Genomic DNA, 11644 nt, shown 5'->3' with positions numbered 1-11644 from the left:
GGCGCCATTTCGCATTGGACGGCGCGGCGCGGCCGCCGCCGGGGTGGCGGCTCAGGCCGTTTCGGAGAACAGCTCGTCCGGCGGCAACGGCTGCGACAGCAGCACTGCCACCTCGGCCATGGCCTTGAAGATCGCCTGGCTCAGCATGGCGGTCAGTTCGCGGGTCGGATAGTCGGCGCCGTGTGCGCTCGGCGTCAACTCGCGCAGCAGGCGGCAGCGCAGGATGGTCAGGCCGGAGCGGCTGACCGTCGAGGCCAGTTGCGGCAGCATCTCGCGCATGTGCTGCATCGCCGAGCTTTGTAGCGCCCCCACTTCGAGCACCACGCCGGAGCCGGCCGGCTCCATCTGGATCACCACCCGGCCCACGCCCGGCAGCATCAACTCCAGCCGCAGCGCGACACGGCGCCGGCGGCGGCGTGAATTCTCCGCGTCGCCATCCTTGGCGATCACCTTCAACACCAGTTTTTCCGCCCCCCAGGCGTAGACGGCGAAGCGCCACGGTTCCATTTCGGTGACCAGCGGCAGGCCGGGGCGGCCCTCGCGCATCGACGTCGGCGTGTGGTCGGCCATGAACAGGCTGGCCGGCACGTGCTGGCCGTTGGCTTGTTGCATCAGCGCATCGCGCTGGGTGCCGTAGGTGCGCACCATGACGGCCCAGGACGCGGCCATGGTGCTGGTGTCGGGCGGATGCCAGACCATCTGGCGCGACATGAACAACTGGTTCGGCTGCATCGCCGCCGGATCGCCGGCGTTGGGTTTGTTGCTGAACAGCGCGTCCATGCCCGCCTGCGCCCGGGGCCGGCCCTCGCCGCCTTCGAGCAATAGGTCGACCGCGCCGGCGCCCAAGGGGCCGAGCGGATAGACGCCGTCGCCGCCGGTGGCGGGCGCCGGGCCGGTGTTGCGGTCTTGCCGGTCGAGCGGGCCGAGCGGCGCGGTGGTGGGTTCTATGCGGTCAAATGCCATTGCGCTTTCTCATGTCTTGCCGGCAAAAAAAAAGCCAACCGGGTTTCCGGTTGGCTCCTTGTGTTCCCGCCTGTTGCCAGATCAGGAAGACGCTACGATTATTGCAGCAGGGACATAACCAGCGACGAGGTGCTGTTGCTTTGTTTCAGCATCGCGGTGCCGGCTTGCAGCAACATCTGGTTCGAGGTCATGCTCGACGATTCAGCGGCGAAGTCGGTGTCCATGATGCGGCCGGTAGCCGACTTGGTGTTGGTCGAGATGTTCGACAAGTTGTTGTAGACGTGGTCGAGGCGGTTCGAGTTGGCACCCAACGCCGAACGCAGCTTGCCGACGGTGTCGATGGACGTGGCCAGCTTGGCGATGGTGGCGTTGGCGGTGCCGCTGGCAAGCTCGCCCAGTCCGGTGGCGTGGCCGGCCGATGCCGTGCCGGCGGTGCTGTAGTCGGCGGCTGCAAGAGCGATGTCGGCATGCACATCGGTTACCTGCTGGGACAGATCCATGGTCATTTTTTCGCTCGTGTCCGAACCGATCTGGAAGTCGACGCTGGCGGCGAATTTACCCGATGCACTGGTCAGCAGCGTCGTGCCGCCGAACTTGGTGTTGGCCATGATGTTGCTCAATTCGCTGGTCAGCGAATCATATTCCGACTGCATGGCGTCCTTGTCGGTGGCGTTCGACGAGGCATCAGCCGCTTGGGTGGCCAAGTCTTTCATGCGGACCAGGATGTTGGTGGTTTCGTCCAGCGCGCCTTCGGCGGTCTGCATCATCGAGATCGAATTCTGGGTGTTGCGCATTGCCACGGCCATGCCGCTGGTCTGGGCTTTCAGGCGGGTGGCGATCTGCAGGCCGGCGGCGTCGTCCATTGCCGAGTTGACACGGAAGCCGGTGCTCAGGCGGGTCTGCGAAGTCGACAGGCTGGACTGGGTGCGACCGATCGAGTTTTGTGCGGAAAGGGCCGCAGCGTTGGTGTGAAGACTCAGCATGAAATAACTCCTGGTAGGTGGGTTCAGTTCGGAGCAACGTTTTGATGCTCTCCCAAGTACAAGACGACCAATGTGGGGTGGGCATTAAATGCTTTGTGGAAATTTTCGAAAATAAATTACTTCAGCCCTTAAAACACCCGCCAGGCCTGCCGTTCGCGGCGTTTCCACCTGCGGATTATGGGCCGTTTCCGCCGTTCTGGCGCGGGAAATTACGTTTGGAAAAGAAAAAACAGCGCGGGGTGGGGCTCACCGCGCGCTGTTTTGTTGCTTTCCCGCCTAGTCCGGCGGGCCGGACCAAGGGTTTGCATATTTACATGTTTGGATAGTTCGGTCCGCCGCCGCCCTCCGGCGTGATCCAGACGATGTTCTGGGTCGGGTCCTTGATGTCGCAGGTCTTGCAGTGCACGCAGTTCTGCGCGTTGATCTGCAGGCGGTCGGCGCCCTCGTCGGTCTTGACGAACTCGTACACCCCGGCCGGGCAGTAGCGCGCTTCCGGACCGGCGAACTGGGCCAGGTTGACGTCGACCGGCACGCTGGCGTTCTTCAGGGTCAGGTGGATCGGCTGGTCCTCGGCGTGGTTGGTGTTGGAGATGAACACCGACGACAGACGGTCGAAGGTCAGCTTGCCATCCGGCTTGGGATAGACGATGGGGGTGCATTGGGCCGCCGGCTTCAGGCACTCGTGGTCGGCGTAGCTGTGGCGCAAGGTCCACGGCGCCTTGCCGCGCAGGATCAACTGGTCGATGACGGTCATCACGGAGCCCAGGTACAGGCCCTTGCTCAGCCATGGCTTGACGTTGCGCGCCACGTGCAGCTCCTCGTGCAGCCAGGATTGCTCGAAGGCGGCCGGGAAGGCGCTCAGCTCGTCGTGCTGGCGTTGCTCGCCCAGCGCGCCGAACACCGCCTCGGCGACCAGCATGCCGCTCTTGATGGCGGCGTGGCTGCCCTTGATGCGGCTCATGTTGAGGAAGCCGGCGTCGCAACCGATCAGCGCGCCGCCCGGGAACACCAGCTTCGGCAGCGACTGCAGGCCGCCGGCGGTGATGGCGCGGGCGCCGTAGGAGATCCGCTTGCCGCCCTCGAAGAAGCCACGGATGGCCGGGTGGGTCTTGTAGCGCTGGAACTCCTCATACGGCGACAGGTAGGGGTTCTCGTAGCTCAGGCCGACCACGTAGCCGACCATCACCTGGTTGTTTTCCAAGTGGTAGAGGAAGGAGCCGCCGTAGGTCTTGCTGTCGAGCGGCCAGCCGGTGGTGTGCACCACCAGGCCGGGTTGGTGCTTGGCCGGGTCGATCTCCCACAGTTCCTTGATGCCGATGCCGTAGGATTGCGGGTCCTTGCCCTTGTTCAGGTCGTACTTGGCCATCAACTGTTTGCCCAGGTGGCCGCGGGCGCCCTCGGCGAACAGGGTGTACTTGCCGTGCAGCTCCATGCCGATCTGGAAGTCGGGGCCGGGCTCGCCGTCGCGCTTGACGCCCATGTTGCCGGTGGCCACGCCCTTGACCGAGCCGTCGTCGTTGTACAGGATCTCGGCGGCGGCGAAGCCGGGGAACACCTCGACGCCCAGCGCCTCGGCCTGCTGGCCCAGCCAGCGCACCACGTTGCCCAGCGAAATGACATAGTTGCCGTGGTTTTCAAAACAGGCCGGCAGGGCGAAGTTCGGCGTCTTGAAGGCCTTGGTCTCGGTCAGGAACAGCACGCGGTCTTCGCTCACCTCGGTGTGCAGCGGCGCGCCCAGTTCCTTCCAGTTGGGGATCAGTTCGGTCAAGGCCTTCGGGTCCATCACCGCGCCCGACAGGATGTGCGCGCCCAGCTCGCCGCCTTTTTCCAGCACGACGACGGAGACTTCCTGGCCCTTCTCGGCCGCCAACTGCTTGATCTTGATCGCCGCCGACAAGCCCGCAGGGCCACCGCCGACGATCACGACGTCGTATTCCATCGCGTCGCGTGGGCCGTACTGTTCAACTAGATTATTAGGCTGTGTCATGGTGTTTTTTTATAGTGGAGAAAAATTTAAGCACGAGTGTGCTTCTTTTTGCTGCGGATTGCAACTTTGGCGCCATTTTGAGGGACATTATTAGATGCCGCAATCTAATACTGGCGATTTGTGTAATGATTGCGTTTAGATAGCGCAGGCATGCGCGCCGCGCGTCTACAATGGATCACCAGACAATCAGATAGTTCCAAGTAAGGGAGTAGCTCGTGGGCATAGAAGTCAATTTTGAGGGAAAAATCGCGCTGATCACCGGCGCCTCCAGCGGCCTGGGCGCGCGCTTCGCCAAGGTGCTGGCCCAGGCCGGCGCGCAAGTGGTGCTGGCCTCGCGCCGCACCGAACGCCTCAAGGAGCTGCGCGCCGAGATCGAAGCCGACGGCGGCGCGGCCCACGTGGTCAGCCTGGACGTGACCGATTTCGCCAGCATCAAGTCGGCCATCGCCCACGCCGAGACGGAGGCCGGACCGATCGACATCCTGGTCAACAACTCCGGCGTGTCCAACACCCAGCGCCTGGTCGACGTCTCGCCGGAGGACTACGCCTTCGTCATGGACACCAATCTGCGCGGCGCCTTTTTCGTCGCCCAGCAGACCGCCAAGCGGATGATCGCGCGCGCCAAGGGCGATCCCAAAAAACAACACCGCATCATCAACATCGCCTCGGTGGCCGGCCTGCGCGTGCTGCCGCAGATCGGCGTCTACTGCATGAGCAAGGCCGGCGTGGTGCAGATGACCAAGGCCATGGCGGTCGAGTGGGGCAAGTACAACATCAACACCAACGCCATCTGCCCGGGCTATATCTCGACCGAGATCAACGAAGAGTATTTCGCCAGCGAACAGGGCCAGAAACTGGTCGACATGCTGCCGCGCAAGCGTGCCGGCAAGCCGGAGGACCTCGACGGTTTGCTGCTGTTGCTGGCCGGCGAGGATTCGCACTTCATCAACGGCGCCATCATCTCGGCCGACGACGGCATGCTGGCGATGTGAGGACGGGCCGCGCGCGGCGGGCGCGGTGAGTCAAGCGAACCCAGCGGCGAAATCCGGGGTTGGACTCCCCGCCTTGGCGCGCCGGGTCCGGCCCCGGCTCTCTGCCGTTGGGTGGTTTTTGACCGGGCGCTAGAGGTGCAGGCCGACCAGTTTGTGGACCAGCTCGGACGAGGTGGCGGCGGAGAATTTGCGCATCAGCTTGGCCCGGTGCATCTCCACCGTGCGCGGCGACAGGTCGATCTGCCGCGCGATGATCTTGCTGGTCTTGCCTTCGACCAGCAGGGCGGCGATTTCGCGCTCGCGCGGGGTCAGCTCGGCGGTCACCGGACGTTTCTCGCTGACGTCCTCGAAAGTCCAGATGCCCGGCCCGAGCGGCTCGTTGAGTTTGAGCGCGTGGCCGCTGACGTGGCACCAGAACAGTTCCTGGTTGGCCCGCCGCATGATCCGCTCGTCCGAATAGCGGCCGCGCGCGTTCATGATCGGGATGATGCGGTCGCCGGTGCGCAGGAATTCGTCGACGGTGGGGTAGAGCACCTGGAACGACAGGCCTTCGAGCATGGCCCGGCTGTAGCCGAACATCGCCGCCAGCGCCTCGTTGCAGGACTGGATGACGCGGTTCTCGGAGATGCACATGCCGACCGGCGCGTGCAGGAAAATGGTTTCGTAATCGATGGCTTGCGGTGCATTCATCTGGCGCGGTTTCAATTCTGGTCGAGGGAAAGAATGCAGGTAGTTCTACGGTATTGTGCTTTTGTTTTGTGTATTTTATGCTGAGACGTTGCGCTGCATGCGATATCAACAAAACAAAGCGACACAGCTTAACAAAAGATAAGGGACGCGTATGAACAAAGTGTATCCGGACGCCGCCTCAGCCCTGGCTGGCGTGGTCCAAAATGGTCAAACCATCGCCGTCGGCGGCTTCGGCCTGTGCGGCATCCCCGAGGCCCTGATCCTGGCGCTGCGCGACTCCGGCGTGACCGGGCTGACCGCCATCTCCAACAACGCCGGCGTCGACGGCTTCGGCCTCGGCCAGTTGCTCGAGACCCGCCAGATCAAGAAGATGATCGCCTCCTACGTCGGCGAGAACAAGGAGTTCGCCCGCCAATACCTGGCCGGCGAGCTGGAGCTCGAATTCACCCCGCAGGGCACGCTGGCGGAAAAACTGCGCGCCGGCGGCGCCGGCATCCCGGCCTTCTTCACCAAGACCGGCGTCGGCACCATCGTCGCCGAGGGCAAGGAGATCCGCGAGTTCGACGGCGAGCAGTACGTGATGGAGCGCAGCCTGGTGTCGGACGTGTCGCTGGTCAAGGCCTGGAAGGCCGACAAGGCCGGCAACCTGGTGTTCCGCAAGACCGCGCGCAACTTCAACCCGAACGTGGCGATGGCCGGCAAGATCACCATCGCCGAGGTCGAGGAGCTGGTCGAGGTCGGCGAGATCGATCCCGACCAGGTCCACCTGCCGAGCATCTTCGTGCACCGCATCGTGGTCAACGCCACGCCGGAAAAACGCATCGAGCAGCGCACCGTGCGCGCCGCCGCTTAGCCGCTTACCCCCCCGGCAGCGCCCCCAGAACAAAGAACGACGGAGATTACTATGGCATGGACTCGTGACGAAATGGCCGCCCGCGCGGCGAAAGAATTGCAGGACGGTTTTTATGTGAACCTGGGCATCGGCCTGCCCACCCTGGTGGCCAACTATGTGCCGCAGGACATCGAGGTGTTCCTGCAGTCGGAAAACGGCCTGCTGGGCATCGGCCCCTTCCCGACCGACGCCGAGGTCGACGCCGACCTCATCAACGCCGGCAAGCAGACCGTGACGGCGCTGCCCGGTTCGGCCTACTTCAGCTCGGCCGATTCCTTCGGCATGATCCGCGGCGGCAAGATCAACCTGGCCATCCTCGGCGCGATGCAGGTGTCGCAACAGGGCGACCTGGCCAACTGGATGATCCCGGGCAAAATGGTCAAGGGCATGGGCGGCGCGATGGACCTGGTGGCCGGCGTCAAGCGCGTCGTCGTGCTGATGGAGCACGTCGCCACCGCCAAGGACGGCTCGACCTCGCACAAGCTGCTGACGAAATGCGACCTGCCGCTGACCGGCGTCGGCGTGGTCGACCTGATCATCACCGACCTCGGCGTGATCGAAGTGACGCCGCAGGGCCTCAAGCTGATCGAACTGGCGCCCGGCGTCAGCAAGGACCAGGTCAAGGCCGCCACCGGCGCCGAGCTGGACGTGTCCGCCGTGTAAGCTTGCGCCCGCACTGAAGCACACAACGGCACGCCCCTCCGGCGTGCCGTTGCCGTTTACGCCGGCATACAAGGGCAAGGGCAAGGGCAAGGGCATGCGGCCGTGACCTCGTTGAGGCGCCGGCGGCTCTCGAACCCAAAGGCGGACCGCCGGGGTCGGACCCGCGGGGTCCGACCCCAGTCCCTGCCGCTGGGTTTTCTTCACAGACCGGCGCCGGCGCGCGACCGGCCGCTTCGCTCTGCGTGGGGTAGCGCACGGACTTGATGATTTGTCCAACATACAATCATTGCAATTCATACCACAAGGATAAAATGCATACCCCAATCAAAGCCTATCTGGTCGGAGGCGGCATCGGTTCGCTCGCCGCCGCCGCCTTCATGATCCGCGACGGCGGCGTCCACGGCGCCGACATCACCATCCTGGAGGCCATGGACGTCGCCGGCGGCAGCCTCGACGGCGGCGGCAATCCGACCGACGGCTACACCTTGCGCGGCGGCCGCATGCTGACCACCGACAACTACGAATGCACCTGGGATCTGTTCAAGTCGATTCCCTCGCTGGAGCATCCCGGCCGCAGCGTCTACGACGAGACCATCGCCTTCAACGAGAAACACGTGTCGCACTCGATGGCGCGGCTGGTCGACCGCAACCGCTTCAAGCTGGACGTCAAATCGATGGGCTTCTCGATGAGCGACCGCATGGAATTGTTGCGCTTGAGCGAAGCCAGCGAGGAGACGCTGGACGGCACCGCCATCACCGACTGGCTGTCGCCGGCCTTCTTCGAGACCAAGTTCTGGTTCATGTGGGCCACCACCTTCGCCTTCCAACCCTGGCACAGCGCGGTCGAGTTCAAGCGCTATCTGCACCGCTTCATGATGGAGTTCTCGCGCATCGAAACGCTGGCCGGCGTCAAGCGCACCGTCTACAACCAGTACGATTCGCTGGTGCGCCCCTTGCAGCACTGGTTGCAGCAGCAGGGCGTGCGCGTGCAAACCGGCTGCAAGGTCGAGGATATCGAACTCAAGGAGCAGGACGGCCTGACCATGGCGACGGCGCTGCAATGTCTGCGCGACGGCGTCGGCGAGCGTATCGAACTCGGCCCCGACGACCTGCTGTTCTTCCAGAACGGCTCGATGACGGACGCCGCCAGCTACGGTTCGATGGACAGCGCGCCGCCCAAGCTGACCAAGCGCGACAGTGGCGGCTGGACCCTGTGGGAGAAAATGGCGCAGGGCCGGCCGCAATTCGGCAATCCGGCCGCCTTCAATTCCAGCATTCCCGAATCGTGGTGGGAGTCGTTCACCGTTACCCTGCACGACAGCACCTTCTTCGACCGCATGGAGAAATTCAGCGGCAATACCGCCGGCACCGGCGGCCTGGTCACCTTCAAGGATTCCAACTGGTTCATGTCGATTGTGCTGGCGCACCAGCCGCACTTCGCCGGCCAGCCAGAGGGCGTGCAAGTGTTCTGGGGCTATGCGTTGCATCCCGACCGCATCGGCAACTTCGTCGCCAAACCGATGGCCGACTGCAGCGGCGAGGAAATCCTGCGCGAGCTGTGCGGCCACCTGAACTTCGACTACGAAGTGATGGCCAAGGCCAACTGCATTCCCTGCCGCATGCCCTACATCACCAGCATGTTCATGCCGCGCGTTAAGAGCGACCGGCCGCTGCCGGTGCCGCTCCAGACCCGCAACCTGGCCTTCGTCAGCCAGTTCGTCGAGGTCGCCGACGACGTCGTCTTCACCGTCGAATACTCGGTGCGGGCGGCGCAGATGGCGGTCTATCAGCTGCTCAATGTCGAGCGCGAAGTGCCGCCTGTGCACGCCCACGACCACTCGCTGAAGGTCAAGTTCGACGCGCTGGTCAAAGCCTTCCAGTAACAACGGCCGGCCAATAAAAAAATCCCCGCACAGCGATGTGCGGGGATTTTTTTCGCCGCAGCGCCCGGTTTAGGCGTGGTGCGCGCGGGTCACCGGGATCAGGTCGGGATCGGTCACCGTCGAGCCCGGGTTGGCCAGTTCACGTTTCAGCGTGTCGTGGTTCAATTCCTTTTCCCAGTTCGACACCACCACCGTGGCCACACCGTTGCCGATGAAGTTGGTCAGGGCGCGACATTCGCTCATGAAGCGGTCGATGCCGAGGATCAGCGCCATGCCGGCCACCGGAATGGTCGGCACCACGGCCAGGGTCGCCGCCAGGGTGATGAAGCCGGCGCCGGTGATGCCGGAGGCGCCCTTCGAGGTCAACATCGCCACGCCGAGGATGGTCAGTTCCTGGGTCAGCGTCAGGTCGGTGTTGGTGGCCTGGGCGACGAACAGGGCGGCCATGGTCATGTAGATGTTGGTGCCGTCCAGGTTGAACGAGTAGCCGGTGGGAACCACCAGGCCGACCACCGATTTCGAGCAGCCCAGACGCTCCAGTTTGGTCATCAGCGAGGGCAGGGCGCTTTCCGACGAGCTGGTGCCCAGCACGATCAGCAGTTCTTCCTTGATGTAGAGGATGAAGCGGCCGATCGAGAAGCCGGTGTATTTGCAGATGGCGCCGAGCACGATGAAGATGAACAGGCCGCAGGTCAGGTAGAAGGAGCCCATCAGCGCCGCCAGCGGCTTCAGCGAGGCGATACCGTACTTGCCGATGGTGAAGGCCATGGCGCCGAAGGCGCCGACCGGGGCGGCTTTCATGATGATGCCGACGACGGCGAAGATGGCGGCCGACAGGTCGTCGATCAGCTTGGTGACCGGCTTGCCGCGCTCGCCCAGCAGCGACAGGGCGAAACCGAACAGGATGGCGACCAGCAGCACCTGCAGGATCTCGCCCTTGGCGAAGGCGTCGACCACGGTGTTGGGGATGATGTTCATGACGAAGTCGATGGTCGACTGGCCCTTGGCCTTGGCGGTGTACTCGGCGATCGCCTTGGTGTCGAGCGTGGCCGGGTCGGCGTTGAAGCCGGCGCCCGGGCGCAGGATGTTGGCGACGAACAGGCCGATCACCAGCGCGAAGGTGGACACCACCTCGAAGTACAACAGGGCCTTGCCGCCGACGCGGCCGATCTTCTTGATGTCCTGCATGCCGGCGATGCCGGACACGACGGTGCAGAAGATCACCGGCGCGATGATCATTTTGATCAGTTTGATGAAACCGTCACCCAGCGGCTTCATCGCCACCGCGTCTTTGGGGAAGAATTCCCCGAGCAAGATACCGCAGGCGATGGCGAACAGCACCTGGATGTAGAGAATTTTGTAGAAAGGCTTTTTCACGGAAGCTCCTCGGGAAGCGATGGGATATTTGAGGAGTTCATGATGGATCAAGCCGCCAGATATCACCATTGTGGTTAACCGCAAATCACGGTTGGTGATATCTGGCTGTGGCGGCCGGCCCACAGGCGCGAATCAGGGGGGGGGCGAGGCACAAACCCAGCGGCGCAAACTGGGGTCAGACCCCGCGGGGTCTGACCCCGGCTCTCCGCCTTCGGGTGGTTTTGGCGCCATCGGCGCCCCCCACTTGTGCCGCGCCGCCTACTGGGCGACCCAGCCGCCGTCCATGTTCCAGGCCACGCCGCGCACCTGCTTGGCGGCGTCGCTGCAGAGGAACACCGCCAGCGCGCCCAGCTCCTCGGGCGTGACGAACTCGCCGGACGGTTGCTTGTCGGCCAGCAGGGCTTGCTTGGCGGCCTCGTTGCTGATGCCGTCCTTGCCGGCGCGCGCGTCGACCTGCTTTTGCACCAGCGGCGTCAGCACGAAGCCGGGGCAGATGGCGTTGACGGTCACGCCGGTGGTGGCCGTCTCCAGCGCGCCGACCTTGGTCAGGCCGATCAGGCCGTGCTTGGCCGCCACATAGGCCGACTTTTGCGCCGAGCCGACCAGGCCGTGGGTCGAGGCCAGGTTGATGATGCGGCCCCAGTTCTTGGCGCGCATGCGCGGCAGCACCAGGCGCGAGGTGTGGAAGGCCGAGCTCAGGTTGATGGCGATGATGGCGTCCCACTTCTCGGTGGGGAAGTCCTCGATGTTGGCGACATATTGAATCCCGGCGTTGTTGACCAGCACGTCGACGCCGCCGAACTTGTCGTCGGCGAAGGCGATCATCGACTCGATCTCGGCCGGCTTGGACATGTCGGCGTTGTGGTAGGCGGTTTGCACGCCGAACTCCTGGGCCACGTCGCGTTGCAATTGTTCGATCTCGCCGGCGTCGCCGAAGCCGTTGAACAGGATGTTGGCGCCGCTGCCGGCCAGCGCGCGCGCCATGCCCAGGCCGATGCCCGAGGTGGAGCCGGTGACGAGTGCCGTTTTGCCGCTCAAGAGCTTGCCTGCGTTAGTGCTTGCCATGGTTTCCCCTGTGGTAAAAGATGTTGGGTTGGTGGTATGGGCGCCGCTGCGCTACACTGCGGTAAGATTTTAAGCGCAACGACCGGTAAAATGTCATCTCTGGACAACATTACATAAAAATCCCCATGCGGCCATTTGGCGACGAATCC

Annotated in this window: 11 protein-coding genes; 5 read left to right on the top strand and 6 right to left on the bottom strand. The window is 63.8% G+C overall.

Annotation, left to right across the window (positions count from 1 at the left end):
- Window positions 1-51: 51 nt before the first annotated feature.
- Both H7U20_RS10760 and H7U20_RS10755 read right to left on the bottom strand, forming a co-directional pair.
- A complete protein-coding gene (locus H7U20_RS10760) occupies window positions 52-963 on the bottom strand; it encodes a hypothetical protein (RefSeq protein ID WP_199759145.1) in 912 nt (303 codons plus the stop codon).
- 98 nt (window positions 964-1061) lie between these two features.
- Window positions 1062-1946: a flagellin N-terminal helical domain-containing protein gene (locus tag H7U20_RS10755; protein WP_199759144.1), complete on the bottom strand. Its 885-nt coding sequence runs from the start codon at window positions 1944-1946 to the stop codon at window positions 1062-1064.
- A gap of 41 nt (window positions 1947-1987) precedes the next feature.
- Here H7U20_RS10755 and H7U20_RS10750 point away from each other — a divergent pair, with 41 nt between their 5' ends.
- Window positions 1988-2272: a hypothetical protein gene (locus tag H7U20_RS10750; protein WP_199759143.1), complete on the top strand. Its 285-nt coding sequence runs from the start codon at window positions 1988-1990 to the stop codon at window positions 2270-2272.
- Here H7U20_RS10750 and H7U20_RS10745 read toward each other — a convergent pair.
- Window positions 2257-3885, bottom strand: a complete 1629-nt coding sequence (locus tag H7U20_RS10745) for an electron transfer flavoprotein-ubiquinone oxidoreductase (protein ID WP_370593134.1) — start codon at window positions 3883-3885, stop codon at window positions 2257-2259. The two genes, H7U20_RS10750 and H7U20_RS10745, sit on opposite strands and share 16 nt — an antisense overlap.
- Window positions 3886-4148: 263 nt before the next feature.
- On the opposite strand from H7U20_RS10745, the gene H7U20_RS10740 reads away from it, so the two are divergent.
- On the top strand, window positions 4149-4925 hold the full coding sequence (locus tag H7U20_RS10740) for an SDR family oxidoreductase (RefSeq protein ID WP_199759141.1): 777 nt from the start codon (window positions 4149-4151) through the stop codon (window positions 4923-4925).
- Window positions 4926-5054: 129 nt separating this feature from the next.
- Here H7U20_RS10740 and H7U20_RS10735 read toward each other — a convergent pair whose 3' ends face one another.
- Window positions 5055-5615 carry a LuxR C-terminal-related transcriptional regulator gene (locus tag H7U20_RS10735; protein ID WP_199759140.1) on the bottom strand — a complete coding sequence of 187 codons (561 nt, stop codon included), beginning with the start codon at window positions 5613-5615 and terminating at the stop codon, window positions 5055-5057.
- Between the two features lie 151 nt (window positions 5616-5766).
- Here H7U20_RS10735 and H7U20_RS10730 point away from each other — a divergent pair, with 151 nt between their 5' ends.
- From H7U20_RS10730 to H7U20_RS10720, 3 genes are all read left to right on the top strand, one after another.
- A complete protein-coding gene (locus H7U20_RS10730; RefSeq protein ID WP_199759139.1) occupies window positions 5767-6468 on the top strand; it encodes a CoA transferase subunit A in 702 nt (233 codons plus the stop codon).
- A gap of 51 nt (window positions 6469-6519) precedes the next feature.
- A complete protein-coding gene (locus tag H7U20_RS10725) occupies window positions 6520-7170 on the top strand; it encodes a CoA transferase subunit B (protein WP_199759138.1) in 651 nt (216 codons plus the stop codon).
- Between the two features lie 311 nt (window positions 7171-7481).
- Window positions 7482-9053, top strand: coding sequence for an oleate hydratase (locus tag H7U20_RS10720; RefSeq protein ID WP_233410654.1), 1572 nt, complete (start codon window positions 7482-7484; stop codon window positions 9051-9053).
- Between the two features lie 69 nt (window positions 9054-9122).
- Here the strand turns inward: H7U20_RS10720 and H7U20_RS10715 are convergent, their stop codons facing one another.
- Window positions 9123-10430: a dicarboxylate/amino acid:cation symporter gene (locus H7U20_RS10715; protein WP_199759136.1), complete on the bottom strand. Its 1308-nt coding sequence runs from the start codon at window positions 10428-10430 to the stop codon at window positions 9123-9125.
- 258 nt (window positions 10431-10688) lie between these two features.
- Window positions 10689-11495: a 3-hydroxybutyrate dehydrogenase gene (locus H7U20_RS10710; RefSeq protein WP_199759135.1), complete on the bottom strand. Its 807-nt coding sequence runs from the start codon at window positions 11493-11495 to the stop codon at window positions 10689-10691.
- Window positions 11496-11644 lie beyond the last annotated feature (149 nt).

This window comes from Rugamonas violacea, from assembly GCF_016461825.1.
GTDB lineage: Bacteria > Pseudomonadota > Gammaproteobacteria > Burkholderiales > Burkholderiaceae_D > Rugamonas.
The sequence above is the reverse complement of the archived record's forward strand: the minus strand, read 5'-3'. Positions and strand labels throughout refer to the sequence as shown.

Coding starts and splice junctions, on each gene's coding strand:
- H7U20_RS10760 (WP_199759145.1), bottom strand. CDS start 963: ATGGCATTTGACCGCATAGAACCCACCACCGCGCCGCTCGGCCCGCTC.
- H7U20_RS10755 (WP_199759144.1), bottom strand. CDS start 1,946: ATGCTGAGTCTTCACACCAACGCTGCGGCCCTTTCCGCACAAAACTCG.
- H7U20_RS10745 (WP_370593134.1), bottom strand. CDS start 3,885: ATGGAATACGACGTCGTGATCGTCGGCGGTGGCCCTGCGGGCTTGTCG.
- H7U20_RS10735 (WP_199759140.1), bottom strand. CDS start 5,615: ATGAATGCACCGCAAGCCATCGATTACGAAACCATTTTCCTGCACGCG.
- H7U20_RS10730 (WP_199759139.1), top strand. CDS start 5,767: ATGAACAAAGTGTATCCGGACGCCGCCTCAGCCCTGGCTGGCGTGGTC.
- H7U20_RS10725 (WP_199759138.1), top strand. CDS start 6,520: ATGGCATGGACTCGTGACGAAATGGCCGCCCGCGCGGCGAAAGAATTG.
- H7U20_RS10720 (WP_233410654.1), top strand. CDS start 7,482: ATGCATACCCCAATCAAAGCCTATCTGGTCGGAGGCGGCATCGGTTCG.
- H7U20_RS10710 (WP_199759135.1), bottom strand. CDS start 11,495: ATGGCAAGCACTAACGCAGGCAAGCTCTTGAGCGGCAAAACGGCACTC.